The organism is Polynucleobacter sp. 80A-SIGWE, assembly GCF_018882295.1.
In the GTDB taxonomy this organism is placed as follows: domain Bacteria; phylum Pseudomonadota; class Gammaproteobacteria; order Burkholderiales; family Burkholderiaceae; genus Polynucleobacter.
In genome coordinates this window covers 538,260-552,908 of the sequence record NZ_JACVOR010000001.1, presented here as the reverse complement: position 1 = coordinate 552,908, position 14,649 = coordinate 538,260, and the positions used below count along the sequence as shown (strand labels likewise).

Annotated in this window: 14 protein-coding genes; 3 read left to right on the top strand and 11 right to left on the bottom strand. The window is 44.4% G+C overall.

What is annotated here, in order from left to right; genetic code table 11:
- Nucleotides 1–78 precede the first annotated feature (78 nt).
- Nucleotides 79–1,557 (top strand): NAD-dependent succinate-semialdehyde dehydrogenase, encoded by a 1,479-nt coding sequence (locus ICN25_RS02905; protein WP_216178900.1) that lies wholly within the window; start codon nucleotides 79–81, stop codon nucleotides 1,555–1,557.
- Between the two features lie 70 nt (nucleotides 1,558–1,627).
- Here ICN25_RS02905 and trmB read toward each other — a convergent pair whose 3' ends face one another.
- Genes trmB through ICN25_RS02890 form a run of 3 tightly spaced genes read right to left on the bottom strand, consistent with a single transcriptional unit; the run spans nucleotide 1,628 to nucleotide 3,799 of the window.
- Complete coding sequence (gene trmB / locus ICN25_RS02900; protein ID WP_370624686.1) at nucleotides 1,628–2,425, bottom strand: tRNA (guanosine(46)-N7)-methyltransferase TrmB; 798 nt, start codon at nucleotides 2,423–2,425, stop codon at nucleotides 1,628–1,630.
- A 23-nt stretch (nucleotides 2,426–2,448) separates the two neighbouring features.
- On the bottom strand, nucleotides 2,449–2,907 hold the full coding sequence (locus tag ICN25_RS02895; RefSeq protein ID WP_216178898.1) for a DUF2721 domain-containing protein: 459 nt from the start codon (nucleotides 2,905–2,907) through the stop codon (nucleotides 2,449–2,451).
- Between the two features lie 40 nt (nucleotides 2,908–2,947).
- Entirely contained in the window at nucleotides 2,948–3,799 is an 852-nt protein-coding gene (locus ICN25_RS02890; protein ID WP_216178897.1) for an undecaprenyl-diphosphate phosphatase, read from the bottom strand.
- A gap of 120 nt (nucleotides 3,800–3,919) precedes the next feature.
- Here ICN25_RS02890 and ICN25_RS02885 point away from each other — a divergent pair, with 120 nt between their 5' ends.
- Nucleotides 3,920–5,533, top strand: a complete 1,614-nt coding sequence (locus ICN25_RS02885; RefSeq protein WP_216178896.1) for a TolC family protein — start codon at nucleotides 3,920–3,922, stop codon at nucleotides 5,531–5,533.
- A 13-nt stretch (nucleotides 5,534–5,546) separates the two neighbouring features.
- Here ICN25_RS02885 and waaC read toward each other — a convergent pair whose 3' ends face one another.
- Genes waaC through rfbB form a run of 5 tightly spaced genes read right to left on the bottom strand, consistent with a single transcriptional unit; the run spans nucleotide 5,547 to nucleotide 10,161 of the window.
- Nucleotides 5,547–6,578: a lipopolysaccharide heptosyltransferase I gene (gene waaC, locus ICN25_RS02880; RefSeq protein ID WP_216178895.1), complete on the bottom strand. Its 1,032-nt coding sequence runs from the start codon at nucleotides 6,576–6,578 to the stop codon at nucleotides 5,547–5,549.
- 42 nt (nucleotides 6,579–6,620) lie between these two features.
- Complete coding sequence (gene rfbC, locus ICN25_RS02875) at nucleotides 6,621–7,187, bottom strand: dTDP-4-dehydrorhamnose 3,5-epimerase (RefSeq protein ID WP_216178894.1); 567 nt, start codon at nucleotides 7,185–7,187, stop codon at nucleotides 6,621–6,623.
- Nucleotides 7,184–8,107 (bottom strand): glucose-1-phosphate thymidylyltransferase RfbA, encoded by a 924-nt coding sequence (rfbA, locus tag ICN25_RS02870; RefSeq protein ID WP_216179555.1) that lies wholly within the window; start codon nucleotides 8,105–8,107, stop codon nucleotides 7,184–7,186. Before rfbA ends, rfbC begins: the two co-directional genes overlap by 4 nt.
- A gap of 25 nt (nucleotides 8,108–8,132) precedes the next feature.
- Nucleotides 8,133–9,095 carry a dTDP-4-dehydrorhamnose reductase gene (rfbD, locus tag ICN25_RS02865; protein ID WP_216178893.1) on the bottom strand — a complete coding sequence of 321 codons (963 nt, stop codon included), beginning with the start codon at nucleotides 9,093–9,095 and terminating at the stop codon, nucleotides 8,133–8,135.
- A gap of 7 nt (nucleotides 9,096–9,102) precedes the next feature.
- The gene (gene rfbB, locus ICN25_RS02860; RefSeq protein ID WP_216179553.1) at nucleotides 9,103–10,161 is read right to left on the bottom strand and encodes a dTDP-glucose 4,6-dehydratase; all 1,059 of its coding nucleotides are present in this window, start codon (nucleotides 10,159–10,161) and stop codon (nucleotides 9,103–9,105) included.
- A 122-nt stretch (nucleotides 10,162–10,283) separates the two neighbouring features.
- Between rfbB and ICN25_RS02855 the strand changes: the two genes are divergently transcribed.
- Nucleotides 10,284–11,663, top strand: a complete 1,380-nt coding sequence (locus tag ICN25_RS02855; protein WP_216178892.1) for a hypothetical protein — start codon at nucleotides 10,284–10,286, stop codon at nucleotides 11,661–11,663.
- Here the strand turns inward: ICN25_RS02855 and ICN25_RS02850 are convergent.
- From ICN25_RS02850 to ICN25_RS02840, 3 genes are read right to left on the bottom strand one after another with little or no spacing between them, the layout of a single operon-like run.
- Entirely contained in the window at nucleotides 11,650–12,405 is a 756-nt protein-coding gene (locus ICN25_RS02850; RefSeq protein WP_216178891.1) for a hypothetical protein, read from the bottom strand. The genes ICN25_RS02855 and ICN25_RS02850 overlap by 14 nt on opposite strands.
- A gap of 4 nt (nucleotides 12,406–12,409) precedes the next feature.
- Nucleotides 12,410–13,309 (bottom strand): DUF6492 family protein, encoded by a 900-nt coding sequence (locus ICN25_RS02845; RefSeq protein ID WP_216178890.1) that lies wholly within the window; start codon nucleotides 13,307–13,309, stop codon nucleotides 12,410–12,412.
- Nucleotides 13,306–14,646, bottom strand: coding sequence for a hypothetical protein (locus ICN25_RS02840; protein WP_216178889.1), 1,341 nt, complete (start codon nucleotides 14,644–14,646; stop codon nucleotides 13,306–13,308). Before ICN25_RS02840 ends, ICN25_RS02845 begins: the two co-directional genes overlap by 4 nt.
- Between the last annotated feature and the right edge of the window lie 3 nt (nucleotides 14,647–14,649).

Here is a 14,649-nt window from a genome sequence, read left to right as displayed (position 1 = left end):
GTCCATAGCCTTGGCAGACAATCCAAACTACACTGAGGGATAAAATAAAAATAACTTTTTTACCAAAGAGACGCCATCATGCAGAAAACTGACATCCGCAAATTCCTCAAAGATCCAAGCCTATTTAAAGAAGAGGCTTTTATTAACGGTGAATGGTTTAAAGCCAATTCAGGAAAAACTTTTGCGGTTCACAATCCCGCTACCGGTGAGCTTATTGCGAATGTCAGTAATCTTGAGCCAAGCGATGCTGAGCGGGCAATTGAAGCTGCCGAGCATGCCTTTCAAAGCTGGAAGAGCAAAACCGGAAAAGAGCGCGCTAATGTAATGCGCAAATGGTTTGATCTGATTATTCAGAATACCCAAGACCTAGCCACCCTCATGACTCTTGAGCAAGGCAAGCCGTTAACTGAAGCAGCTGGCGAAGTAGCCTATGGCGCGTCTTTTGTAGAGTGGTTTGCTGAAGAAGCAAAACGAGTTGCTGGATCCATTCCAAGTACAACTTGGAGTGATAAGCGCATGATCGTTATGAAGCAGCCAATTGGGGTGTGCGTTGCTATCACACCTTGGAATTTCCCTATCGCCATGATTACACGCAAGATTGCGCCAGCAATGGCAGCAGGTTGCACTATTGTCATCAAGCCAGCCGAGCTCACACCACTGAGTGCACTAGCACTGGCAGAGCTCGCACAGCGCGCTGGTGTGCCAGCTGGTGTGATTAACATTCTTACCGCGGATGCAGATGAATCTATTGCGATTGGTAAGACACTCTGTGCGTCGCCTACCGTTCGCCACCTGTCATTCACAGGCTCCACTGAAGTTGGGCGAATCTTAATGGCGCAATGCGCCCCTACGGTTAAGAAATTGGGTCTAGAGCTCGGTGGTCATGCCCCCTTTATTGTTTTTGAAGATGCCGATATTGATGCGGCTGTTTCGGGCGCAATGGCATCTAAATATCGCAACTCCGGTCAAACCTGCGTTTGTGCGAACCGCTTCTATGTACATAAAAAAGTTCAAGATGAGTTTGTCGAAAAGTTTGCGAAAGCCATTGAAATCATCAAAGTAGGCAATGGCATGGAAGCTGGTAGTACCCAGGGACCGCTGATTGAACAGGCTGCCCTAGAGAAGGTAGAAAGACATGTAGCTGATGCCATTAGCAAGGGTGCAAAACTCGTTGCCGGTGGCAAGCCCTCTCCTTTAGGTGGTACTTTTTATGAGCCTACTATTTTGTCCAATGTTACTAATGACATGCTCATCACCCACGAGGAGACCTTTGGACCAGTTGCTCCGATCATTCCATTTGAAAGTGACGAGGAAGCAATCAGGTTAGCTAACAATAGCCAATTTGGCTTAGCGTCCTATTTTTATAGCCGCGATATTGGCCGCATCTGGAAGGCTGCTGAAGCGCTTGAGTACGGCATTGTGGGCGTCAACTCTGGAATCATCTCAAATGAGGTTGGTCCATTTGGTGGGATTAAACAGTCCGGCTTAGGCCGTGAAGGCAGCGTCTACGGCATGGATGAATATCTAGAGCTCAAATATGTTTGTCTTGGTCTTTAAGCCAAGATCAGAAACTAATAAAGCCACTCATTTAAGCTAAAAGAGTGGCTTTATTTTTGTAATCCCTACTTTATTTTTTCTTGTAGACCAAGTCCCAAACGCCATGCCCTAGCTTAATACCACGGGTTTCAAACTTGGTGGTTGGCCTATAAGCAGGTCTTTCAACGTATCCAGGATGCTTTGCATCGAGTTGCTCAAGGGTTGGCTTGAATTCTTTAAAGAAATCTTTGGCAAGCTCACTCTCGCTAGCAATATCGGCCGCTGAAAAAGTTTCAATACTCATTTTTTCAGTAGAGGTATTTATCAAATCTGATTCAGCATTTAAGACTAAAAGCATTTGCTCGGCATAGTTATGCCAATCAGTAGCGAGATGTAAATAAGCGCCAGGCTTTAAACGAGAGATCAATAGTTTCACGAACTGCGCCTGAATCAAGCGACGTTTGTGATGACGCTTCTTATGCCATGGATCTGCAAAGTAAATATGAATGCCATCTAATGAGTCAGGAGCAATCATTTTTTCTAAAACCTCAACAGCATCATGACGAATCAAACGCAAATTGGCGAGATTGTTCTCGCCAATCAATTTAAGCAAAGCGCCTACTCCTGGAGGGTGTACCTCAATTGCCAAGAAATCGTCTTCAGCACGCAGGGCGGCAATTTTGGCAGTGGTCTCACCCATACCAAAGCCAATCTCCAATATCTTGGGGCGCGAAGAACCATTAAAGGCTTGCGGCAGATCCAGGACAGATTCCTGAAACGGAATCAAAAACTGGGGGCCCAATTCCTCAATGGCGCGTTGTTGGCCAGCAGTCGTTCTGCCCGCTCTTAAAACAAATGATCGAATACGGTCGGTTCTTGGGATATTCACGAAATACTTATCTTTATGAAGAATTACTTTGGAAAAGGTGTATTCCAACCAGCCGAGCGGTAGGCATAAACAACTTCGCCCAGCACAATCGAAAGTGAGGTCATGAACGATATTAATCCCAGTACAAATGTCCAAATGACATAGGTTGCCTGCAATGATCGTACTGCCCCCGCCTGAAAGAAAAATAGTTCCAGGACGGTTAAAGAAATAAATACGCCACTAAGTACATCGAAGAAAATCGCAGCTGTACAAAGACGACCTCGGACTTTTGCTTCATTCGCCTCTTTCATCATATGAGCGAGCATCTCTCGATCCTGAATGCCACCCTCCTGAATTCGATGCTGAATAGCGCGCATACGGTCTACGGAGCGCGCTAAGCGAGCAGAGATTGCATTAATTAATGTGGCTACAGCAGTCAATAAAAATACTGGGGCTAAGGCCAGTTGAATATTGTTAGTAATTGCATCTATTGAGACATCCATGGGAATTCCAGTCGATCTTTTTTATGTTTGTAAATTTATCTCAATGAGACCAAGCAACTAAACCACTATATGCACTTAACAACACCAGCACACCAAAGACAATTCGGTACCAAGCAAATGGGATGAAGTTATGTCCTGCAACGTAATGAATCAACCAGCGCACACAAATGAAGGCTGAGATAAAAGCAGCAATAAAGCCAATCACAATAGCCCAAATAAAATCACCTGAAAGTGAAACTGGATTTTTCCAAAGTTTGAGCAATTCGTATGCGGTTGCTCCACCGATTACCGGAATAGCTAAGAAGAAGGAGAACTCTGTGGCCACTGCACGGGGTAAGCCAAACAACATCCCACCAATAATCGTTGCACCTGAGCGAGAAGTTCCTGGGATTAAAGCGGCGCACTGGGCAAGACCAACTTTTAGGGCATCCATTGGAGTAAGGTCATCTACTGACTGAATATAGGATTTACCTACTGAGTTAGCGAGTTTGGTTTGGCGACGTTCTGCCCAAAAAATAATCAAAGCGCCCACGATGAAAGCACTAGCTACTGGAATAGGGGCAAATAGGACGGCCTTAATATGCTTACCGAATATGAAAGCTAAACCCATTGCCGGAATTGAGGCGATCAATAGATTAAGGATAAATCGACGCGAGATGGCGCTCGTGCGAGCTGTAGAGGCTACTTTCCAAAGCTTTTCGCGGAACTCCCAGCAGACTGCCAGAATGGCACCAAACTGAATAATGACCTCGAAAGCCTTCCCGCGCTCATCATTGAAATTGAGTAAGTCGCCAACCAAAATCAGGTGACCAGTACTGGAGATTGGCAGAAACTCAGTTAAGCCCTCCACTACCCCCAGTACTACCGCTTTAGCTAGCAAAATTAGATCCATAGGCGCAATTTTATAGATAGATGAAGTAGATCCTAGGATTTGGCAAAATAAGGCTTAAATCCAGCGCTTGAGCTAAATAAGCCTTAAACTTCATGGCATATTGAAAAGTACCCGAATTAGATGACATTGACCCGCTTTCGCCTCCCTCAGTTAACCGCTTTTGGTTTAATCCTGGGTCAGGCGCTCGGACTCGGGATCTATTCGTCGACCGCGTTAGCACAAAGCGCCAATGGCGCTAAGCCCTCATTGCCAACTCCTGTAAGCGCGCAGTCTTTAGTGGGCTTGGATATGCCGCCACAGATGGCGCCCTTACCCCAACAAGCAATTCCGAACAACGCGGCACCATCCAATCTTGGTACGAATGCCGCAAATGGAAACAGTCAAACAACTGATTTAATTCGTCTATACCAAGAAGCGGCATTTAGCGATCCCGTTTTGAATGCTGCTCGCTTTAACTATCAGGCCAGCAAAGAGCTCTATTGGCAGGGCTTATCCCTCTTATTGCCACAAGCCTCAGCCGTTCCTGGTGGGACGCGTTATTACCAACACACTGCGGGCAATCAACCGGCTAACTCATATACAGGATCTCGGGTATATGACCAAAAAAACTATACCGTCACGCTGACTCAGCCTGTTTTTAATATGGCTGCATTCGAGGCTTTCAAACAGGGTGACTTAAATACCAAAATTGCTGACATGCGTTTTTACTTAGCGCAGCAAGATCTCATCATTCGCGTATCCCAAGCCTACTTTGATGCGCTTACTAGCCAAGACAACGTTGAGCTCTATCGCAACAAAAAGGGTTTAATTAAACAGCAATTAGAAATTGCTCAAGCCAAATTTGATGCTGGACTGGCAACCATTGTCGATGTCAATACCGCACAAGCTGCTCTGGATTTAGCGAACTCTCAAGAAATCGCCGCTCAAGCAGATCTGATTGTTAAAAGAGGTGTCTTAGAGCAGTTAGTGGGTCGCCCTGTAGGAGCTATAAAGCCACTCGTCAAAGAAGCCAAGATTGATGGTGTTCTCAAAGATCCTCGGACTAAGTCCAAAGACGGAAATGGAATTCCGATTGCAGATAGCGTTAATCCTCAGTTGCCCAAAGGGCAAACTCTAGAGGACTGGATTAACCAAGCAGAGACTGCAAACTTTAATGTACTAGCTAGTCAGCTATCCGTAAGCCTAGCCGAAAGCACTTATAAAGCCTCTCAAGCACTAAACTACCCCTCCCTCAATTTTGTAGGTACAGCGGGTTACAACACCTCTAATGGAACAGCCAATAGCTTAACCCCGTCACAGACCAATATTTATAACAACACGATTGCCCTGCAGATGACTATCCCCTTAGTCTCCGGGGGCTATAACAGCTCACTCATTCGTCAAAACGCTGCATTGCTAGATGCGGCAAAAGCCAATTTCGATAATGCGAGACGCACAGCGGCACAAAGTACTCGTACAGCATTTACTGGATTCTATGGTGGACTTGCAAGCGTTAAGGCCTATGAAGCTGCAGAGCGTTCATCCACTTCAGCACTTGAATCAAGTAAGTTGGGTTTTCAGGTGGGAACCTTAATCAATATTGATGTGTTAATCGCATTGGATACCGTAATCACTACTCGCTCGCAATTACAGCAAGCACGCTACAACACCATTCTCAATGCCATCAAGTTGAAGGCACATGCCGCGGCACTATCAGATGAAGATCTGATATCCATCAATACTTTACTGCGCTAAAAAACCTTAGAAGTTAAGCTTGCTGCAGAAGCTTTAAAGATGCATCAAGAATTTCTTGAATGCTTGGCGGATTTTTAATATCACCCACGTTACATATTCGATCAGACCAATAACCCTCAGTCTTCCAGCGTGGTGAGTCACAGTAGATTTCGACAGTAGGTTTATTAAGTACTGCTGCCAAATGTGTCAGGCCAGTATCGACCCCAACCGTTAAAGCCGCACCAGAAATTACTGAGAAGGCCTCTTCAATAGAAAAGGCTGGTGGCACTAGGGCCCCAGAAATCTGAGAGGCAAGTAATTGGCTAACTGCCTTTTCTGCGGCATTCCCCCAAGGGAAAACTACTTGATATCCCCTGGCAGATAAATCTTTACCGAGCGCAATCCAATTGCTATTAGACCAACGCTTGGCTTCTCTTGCCGTCGAATGAAAACACAAAACATAAGGAGGGCATAAACCTGCGACAGAACTTTTTGGAATATTTGCAATAAATTCTGATGGATAAAACTGAGGCGCATCACCCCGCTCTATCAAAGACCAATCTAATGCTGAGCACATCACCCAACGTGAACGATCGACCGCATGGCACTGCGTAGGAACCTGCACTGACTGGTTATAGAAAGATCTAGCCAAAGGCTCGTATCCAGAAAATTCTGTTGCGTTAGCAAGACCTGCGATCACGGCGCCAGAACTTTTTTTGGCTAGGGAGCATACGATGGCGGACTTAAGCAGGCCCTGTGTTTCGATCAATACATCGTAGGTAGTGGATTGAAGTGTTTTTCTAAACGCAAAAAACTCTCGCCATGTTGCCAGCCTAAGGAGATTTTTTTTCCACCGGCGTAAACCAAAAGGAATGATGCGATCAATTCCTCGAAAACTATCTCGAGACAATAGAGGCTCAAGTAAGTGGACGTAAGCCTCTTCGACAACCCAATCAATTTGAGCGTCTGGTAAGCGTGCACGCAAGTCCCACACAATCGGCAAGTTATGCAAGACATCCCCAAGAGAGGATAACTTTACCAACAGGATTTTGGGAGAAGTGCTCATGCGAGCATTATCTTATCTTTTGAAAATACCCCCTAAATTTAATTAAAACTTAGGGGCAGCATCCCACGATAAACCAGCAGAATCTTTGGCATTCATATTAGGGCTAATGCCTTCTGGCAAAGGCCATTTGATATTGACCTGAGGATCATTCCAGACTAAACATGCCTCACTTTGAGGGTGATAGTAATCTGTAGTTTTGTAAAGAAACTCTGCGGTCTCCGATAAAACCAAGAAACCATGGGCTAGACCTGCGGGTATCCACATTTGCTTATGGTTTTGGGCGCTTAACTCAACACCGACCCACTTACCGTATGTAGGCGAATCTTTACGAATATCAACAGCAACATCAAAAACGCTACCAGCAACGACACGAACCAGTTTGCCTTGGGTCTGCTCCAACTGGTAATGCAAACCACGCAATGTCCACTGCCGTGAAAAAGAGTGATTGTCCTGAACAAATTCCACATTCAAACCCGTAGCCACTGAAAAGTCTTGAGCATTAAAGGATTCAGTAAACCAGCCGCGCTCATCACCAAATACCTTAGGTTCGATTACCAATACATCGTGAATAGCCGTGGACGTAACTTGCAACTTCAAAGGGGTGCTCATCCAACAATCTTCTTATGAGATAAGGAAACCGGTTGTGCGGAAGTATTGAGCTCATTCAATATTTTGCTCAAGTACTGACCATAACTATTCTTACTAAGTTGGGTGGCCACTTTCTGAACTGTCTCTGCGCTAATCCAACCTTGGCGATAGGCGATCTCTTCGGGGCAAGCTACCATCAAGCCTTGGCGCTTTTGTAAGGTGGCAATGAAACCCGCAGCATCCAATAGGGAGTCATGCGTTCCAGTATCGAGCCAAGCAAAACCACGGCCCATAATTTCTACACTGAGCTCATTCTTTTCAAGATATACGCGGTTAACATCGGTAATCTCGAGTTCACCACGTGCACTAGGATTAATCGATGACGCGATATCACATACTTGATTGTCATAGAAATAAAGGCCAGTAACGGCATAACTACTTCTCGGCTTTAGCGGTTTCTCTTCAATCGAGAGCGCTTTGTAAGCTTTATCAAATTCCACTACGCCATAACGCTCTGGATCAGTGACATGGTAAGCAAATACAGTCGCACCAGCACTACGCTCATTAGCACTATCGAGTTGATCAACTAATTCATGGCCATAAAAAATATTATCCCCAAGAACTAAAGCGCTTGGATTATTCCCAACAAAATTTTTACCTAGAGTAAAGGCTTGAGCTAATCCATCGGGAGAGGGCTGAACACAATATTCAATGTTTAGACCCCATTGAGAACCATCGCCTAGCAATTCAGCAAAGCGTGGCGTGTCATGCGGTGTAGAAATCAACAAAATATCGCGAATGCCTGCAAGCATCAACGTCGTCAAAGGGTAATAGATCATAGGCTTGTCATAGACCGGCATGAGCTGCTTAGATACAGCTTGAGTCACTGGATATAAGCGGGTACCAGAGCCTCCTGCCAAAATGATGCCCTTACGATTCATCTGATTTACTGCCATAGCATTCTTTCTAGATAAGTCCGTCTTTAGCCAAATTAGCGACATAAGACCGGACAGCCTTATCCCAAGGCTGATTTAATTGTTCCAATTTTGACATATCACCCCAATCTGCAAACACTTGATGGAGCTTATCTGTGGACATCCTTGAATTCATGGGTCTTGGGGCGGGCAATGGATATTCCAAAGCCAGAATCGGTTTAATGGTTGCTGGGTTAGCCTTCAGATTGACGCCGGCATCTAAAGCTGTCTGCACGGCCAAGCATGCCAATCCATGCCAAGTAGTTTCCCCGGCCGGTACGGCGTGATAGATGCCGGATGTGAATCTTCTTAAGTGCACATGCTCATCTAAGGCCAAGTTCAGACTCACTTGCGCCAACCAATCGGCACTCGTGGGAACACCAAATTGGTCATGGATAATTTTCAACTCTTCACGCTCTTTAGCTAAACGCAAAATCGTGCGAATGAAATTACTGCCCCCACCATATACCCAACTGGTTCTGAAAATTGCGTATTGGCCATTGCCTCCAACAGAGGCAAAAATCCGTGCTATGGTCTCTTCGCCCGCAGCCTTACTTTTACCGTAAACACTCAATGGATTACGCAAATCATCTTCTAGATAAAAACCGTATTTCTCACCATCAAATACATAGTCAGTTGAGTAATGCAAGAAGGTAGCATTGCGATCGTTAGCATATTGAGCCATGATTTCTGGAGCTCTCGCATTGATTGCAAAAGCTAAATTGAAATCTGTCTCCGCCTTATCAACTGCTGTATATGCTGAAGCATTAATAATAAGTTGAGGCTGAAAATCATTGAGCAATCCAGTCAACGCTACCCCATTAGCCAAATCACACTCGGAGCGTCCAACATACTGAATCAGGGGCTTAGCAAGAAGAGCCGAAGTGCGCACTTCCAACTCTTCGTGAAACGCTTTTCCCAATTGGCCATCCTTGCCAAATACGAGAATATTCATTGACTCTTTAGCTGTACTGCTTAGAGAGCCAGTCACGGTAAGATCCGCTGACTACACCCTCAATCCAAACCGGGTTATCTAGGTACCATTGCACTGTCTTACGAATGCCCGTGTCAAAGGTCTCTGCAGGTCGCCAACCAAGCTCGCGCTCAACCTTGCTTGCATCGATAGCATAGCGACGATCATGACCGGGGCGGTCCTTGACGTAAGTAATTTGATCTACATATGACTTACCATCGGAACGAGGCTTTAGCTCATCCAAAATTGCGCAAATGGTTTTAACTACATCGATATTGGCCTTTTCATTCCAGCCGCCAATATTGTAGGTCTCACCCAATTTGCCATTGGCCAAAACTTCGCGAATCGCAGAGCAATGGTCCCCCACATAAAGCCAATCGCGAATTTGCTGGCCATCACCATAGATTGGCAGCGGCTTGCTATTGAGTGCATTCAGAATAACTAACGGAATCAACTTCTCTGGGAAGTGATAAGGCCCATAGTTATTTGAGCAATTGGTTGTAACTACTGGGAAGCCATACGTATGAAACCAGGCACGCACCAAATGATCAGAGGCAGCCTTAGAGGCGGAGTATGGGCTATTGGGCTCATAGGCATTCGTTTCTGTAAATGCGGAGTCAGTAGCAGATAAGGAGCCATAAACTTCATCAGTGGACACATGATGAAAGCGAAAAACATTCTTTCTTGCTGCGTCCAAACCATTCCAATAATCACGCGCGCATTCCAACAAATTAAAGGTACCTACAATATTAGTAGTTACAAACTCAGCAGGTCCATGAATTGAGCGATCCACATGGCTCTCAGCAGCAAAATTGATAATCGCACGCGGCTGATGCTCTGCCAACAAATTCGTTACCAACTCTTTATCACCAATATCACCATGAACAAAGATATGGCGCGGATCATTCTTTAGTGAATCGAGAGTGGCCAAGTTGCCAGCGTAAGTCAGCTTATCGAGATTAATGACACCTTCGGCTTTTGGATTAGCCAACCAATCCAAAACAAAATTGCCACCAATAAAACCGGCTCCGCCAGTCACTAAAATCATAAACATTCTCTCTAACTACTGTATTTTTATAAGGGTAGATTTTACCTTCAGCACCCACGAATTCAAGCCTTGAGTCAGATTCTGAGCAATAATCATACGAATATTATGTGGATGGGCGGAAAATGAACTTAAATTTAGAGCGATTGCAAAAAATTGTATTGTTTCTTCTGCTATTTACCCTCATTATGCTATGGAACATCCCGCACACCATTGCCGGCAGATATATATGCGAAGGACTACTGCTAGTATTAATTTTTGCCAACAAACCTCATTGGAAGCCTTTTTTTCAAGAAAATAAAGCGCTAGCCTTTTTCTTCATCTACCTGCTTCTGCAACTCATTCTTTTCTCCAAGAATTATCCACTTGCTTTTAGCAACTTTCGTGCAGAGTGGATGCACTTCATTCTATTCTCGATTATTGGTGCTGGAGTAGGGCTACTTCTAGGCAACAAGAATTCAATTAAAACCCTTCTCTTTTTGGGTGTCGCATTTTCCACCCCCCTTTACATTCATCTGGTACTCTCATTCATAAAGGGCTTCGAGGTTGGCTCTATACCTTGGGGCTATTGGGGGATAAATGAGATACATGGAGACTTGGGATACACAGCCCTACAAGCCTCAATATTTTTATTTACATACTTCCTATATCAAGCTAAATCTAAACTTGCTAAGCTAACAACCATAGGGCTTCTTATTATCTGTGTCTGCTCACCTCTCTTGGCAGCCAGTCGAGGGGGGACAGGATTCGTTTTAATTGCCATTCTCTTTATCTCGCTCACACACTTCTTTATCGGAGGAGGCAATAAAATCAGTTTGAGGAATAAGTTCATCGGCACATTATCGGTTTTGATCCTGATTGCAGGAGCCTACCAAGTTGGACTCAAAAGTGATCCTAATCGATGGGGCGGCATCCTTTCCAGGATTTCACTTGGATTTGAAGGAGATCCGGGTAGCATCTATTGCGAGGGCATAGGATCCCTTGAGGCTGCTCTTAAGTCCAAAGGTGTAGTCATTACACCCGCAATTCAAAAGGGATTGGATAGCATTATTGATGGGGATGGGGCGCGAGTCATGGCGGCACGATCTGGTGCATCCCTGACTCTTGAAAATCCTATGGGTATAGACCAATCTAAGCAAGCCTATCAACAAGCTATTACGAAACTCTGTAATGGTAAACCTGCGATATTTATCTCGCATACACACAATGCCTGGGTAGATACAGCGCTCGCAATTGGGCTGCCAGGAGCTGCATTGCTGTTATTGACTCTCTTGACTTATATGTACCGAGGACGAAATACCCTGAGGGCAAATACGCCCTTAGTCGCCCCATTTGGAATGGCCCTATTCGCAAGCGCCTCACTTTGGATCTTAAGGGGATTGTTAGACTCGGTACAAAGGGATCAAATGCTAGAAATGCAGGCCTTTGTAATGGCATTGCTGCTGGGAATAATTATTACTAAGAATTTCACGCAAAATAAAAATAGTGGCGTTAAGGCCTGTTAAATAGTGTCTCAAATTTTTCATTGCGAGAAATTACCCACGAACGGAGCCTCTCTTTTACGCGTCGAATTCTGGAATCTTTGTAATACTTTCCAGAACCACCTCCTACCCCACAAACTACGGGAGGGTTCTTGAAAATAAAGCCGCTTAGATGCTCACGCATTGCTATTTCAAGAAACCTATCCTCGATACTGATGCCACTCACCCCCCCGATATCAATGTGGGCATGAGCCAAGTACGCCTTATAAAAATTCGTATCCGCTATGTAGAAGCGAGTATCAATATACTCAGGTTTAGACCTCTTCAAGGAAAATGCATTTGAGAAAAAAACTTGGCATAAAAATTTTCCGTTCCACTCTGCAGTGCATTCTAGAAAATTATCAACCCAAAGCTTAGCAGTGCATTTTGAAAACCATTGAGACTCGCTTAGAATTTCCGAGTGCTCCAGAGCGTAGCGAATAATTTCTCCTTCGCCAAACCCCTTCCCATGGATTTTAATTAAAGCAGGATCATTGTTGAATGATAAGCATTCAATATTTGCATTTGGAAAGTGCTCCGCTACTAACGAAGAGAAATCAAATCCCGATCCATCACACAATACATATTTGTTTTTAGGGGATATATCCAACCACTTTTTAATTGATTCTAAAGTGTGAAATATCCTCAATTTTTCATCTTTGAGATGAACCGATTGATCCATCGCAATAACGCTCGAGGTAAGAAGAATTGGTGGCAAGTTATCCATAAAGTTAAAAATAACTTTGCAAATACCTACCCAAACGCTTAATACGTCTCAATAGTCGAGATGGCAGTGATTTTTTTGTGGCGCCAAAATGGTCATCCACATCCCAAGCAGACTGATAAATCACGCCGAAATAATTTTCTGCTAATTTAGTTTCAGTTTCACCCAAACGCTTCATTAAAAAAAACTGCCAGTCATAGTGATATGTTCGGAATAAAGGCTCAATTGCAATTAAGGGGATAGCGTGATATTTCAAAGCCGCCTCCCCATATATCAAAGACTCTGGGTGATCCGAGGTAATGAGATCCCAAATGCTAATGCCTTTAGGTTGTAAAAACTCTTGATCCAAAGATTGCCAGACTCTAGCTGACCAGTTGAATGGGGCTGGCGCGCAATAAAAACTGGGGCCAACTCGATTGAATAATTTCTGAACACGCTCAGCTTCCATCCCGAGATTTCGCTTCAGTTGAAGATGCCCACGATTAGCTGAAATTTGAAATAGCTCTTTATTTTGATGCAGGACGGTGTAAGGGGTATTGTCATCTGTAACAAAGTCCGATTTTTTAAAATCACGAATAAATTTGCTATCGGAATCCAAGCAAAGATAGTTTTCAGCTAAACCTAATCTCCAAAATTCTGCTTTTATAATCTGTTGGGAGAGTCTTCCGGACATTTCACGGTAACGAACTAAATCAGCGCGAGGATTAGAGGCAACGATTTGCTCATCCGCCACCCAGATGTAACCCACCTGACCGATTACACCCTCCAATAATGCCTTCTCGGCAGTTGGCGTCGAAATATAAAATGGTATGCGATCGACGTTGTATTTATCAATTGAAGCCAGCAACCGCTTTAAGCGCAGAAAATCTTGGCGATAAGACTTGCAATAGAGAACTAGATCTTTCAAATGCTTCTTTCGGTTTTTTCTTGAACTTCTAAAAGTATTCTATACGCAGCCTGATTCACACCCACTGGCAACCACTTAGGCTCAATTAGTCTTCTATTTTTCCAGTCCAACCAAATTCTTTCCACAGCAAGTTCAACGGCCTCGATATCGCTTTGAGGGCTCAAATAAGCCGACCGCTCCAGTAACATCTGATCAAGTTGAGGATTGCGATGTGTGATACCCCAAATCGGACGCCCAGTCCATAGATAGTCGTAGAGCTTGGAAGGTATGTACTCAGCACACCACTCATCATTGCCATGCAGAAGAATCAATACATCAGCTGACTGCATCTTTTCTACTACGCGCTCTCTACCCGATTTACCGGTTACTGGATCTCTCTCCAATCTACCATGGGCTAGCAATACATCTTCGAACTGAAGATTTTTAATTGACTCGCTTGTCAATGGATCTAAAGGCGCGCCATAAGCATGAATCCGAATCCGCTGCCTAGCCTCAGGAAATTTCTTGAATAATGGTACAAGGGCTTTCAAGATGGTTGAGAGTGAGCGATCATTGGCTAGCGATCCAAAGTGGCATAAATTTAGATGGTCTGAATACTGATGCATCTTCGACTTACTTAATCCTCCTGGTGGCTCAGCGCCCGGAAGAACCATAAAACCATGCGCATTATTTGGTGTGTTGAGGTTGGTATTGCGCACCTTTGCGTAATGCAAAGCACCATCTGTAAACCACCAAGCCAAATCTGCATATTTACAAATCTGCTTTTCTAGATATTGACGAAATTGTGCGTCTCGGTTTTTTGGCTTGCCAAATCCGGGATCAATTGGACTTTGGCGTATTACCAGTGGATCATGAATTTCCACAATCCAAGGTAGGCCAGTTTTTTTCTTGAGCCATAAACCTGCTAAGTGCGCAGACCAAGCACCCCCAGTCGAATAAATTAAATCCACCTTGCCTTCGCGGATCAGCTGCAAACCATGCATATAAGCTGGCATTGCCCAAGACCACTGACTAGAGTAGCCAAGAAAGGATTTCTCTAGTGCGATAAATGGCGCGAGCAATAAAGAAACTAAACCTGTAGCAACTTTATAGAATGGTCCACGACCATACTGGTTTGCAATCCAATGACGAAAATCAAAACGGAAAGCTGCTGGGCCCCAGGCCAAAAATTGCTTGTGCGGAAATCGACTGTCTTTTATTCCAGTGATGGCACTAAAAACTTGAGGCTGAATACCAGCATCCAATAAATAAGGGACCTTGTCAGTAATGGTAAGGCTTGATGCCCGACCATCCATATTGAAACCATGCGACAGGATTAACCAGTTCTTTTTTTGCATTTG

Excerpts from the sequence above, each read along its gene's own strand:
- rfbC (WP_216178894.1), bottom strand. The coding sequence starts at position 7,187 with ATGAGCACCCCTTTGAAGTTGCAAGTTACGTCCACGGCTATTCACGAT.
- waaC (WP_216178895.1), bottom strand. The coding sequence starts at position 6,578 with ATGAGCACTTCTCCCAAAATCCTGTTGGTAAAGTTATCCTCTCTTGGG.
- ICN25_RS02885 (WP_216178896.1), top strand. The coding sequence starts at position 3,920 with ATGACATTGACCCGCTTTCGCCTCCCTCAGTTAACCGCTTTTGGTTTA.
- ICN25_RS02840 (WP_216178889.1), bottom strand. The coding sequence starts at position 14,646 with ATGCAAAAAAAGAACTGGTTAATCCTGTCGCATGGTTTCAATATGGAT.
- ICN25_RS02855 (WP_216178892.1), top strand. The coding sequence starts at position 10,284 with ATGAACTTAAATTTAGAGCGATTGCAAAAAATTGTATTGTTTCTTCTG.
- rfbA (WP_216179555.1), bottom strand. The coding sequence starts at position 8,107 with ATGAATCGTAAGGGCATCATTTTGGCAGGAGGCTCTGGTACCCGCTTA.
- ICN25_RS02850 (WP_216178891.1), bottom strand. The coding sequence starts at position 12,405 with ATGGATAACTTGCCACCAATTCTTCTTACCTCGAGCGTTATTGCGATG.
- ICN25_RS02905 (WP_216178900.1), top strand. The coding sequence starts at position 79 with ATGCAGAAAACTGACATCCGCAAATTCCTCAAAGATCCAAGCCTATTT.
- ICN25_RS02890 (WP_216178897.1), bottom strand. The coding sequence starts at position 3,799 with ATGGATCTAATTTTGCTAGCTAAAGCGGTAGTACTGGGGGTAGTGGAG.
- rfbB (WP_216179553.1), bottom strand. The coding sequence starts at position 10,161 with ATGATTTTAGTGACTGGCGGAGCCGGTTTTATTGGTGGCAATTTTGTT.
- rfbD (WP_216178893.1), bottom strand. The coding sequence starts at position 9,095 with ATGAATATTCTCGTATTTGGCAAGGATGGCCAATTGGGAAAAGCGTTT.
- ICN25_RS02895 (WP_216178898.1), bottom strand. The coding sequence starts at position 2,907 with ATGGATGTCTCAATAGATGCAATTACTAACAATATTCAACTGGCCTTA.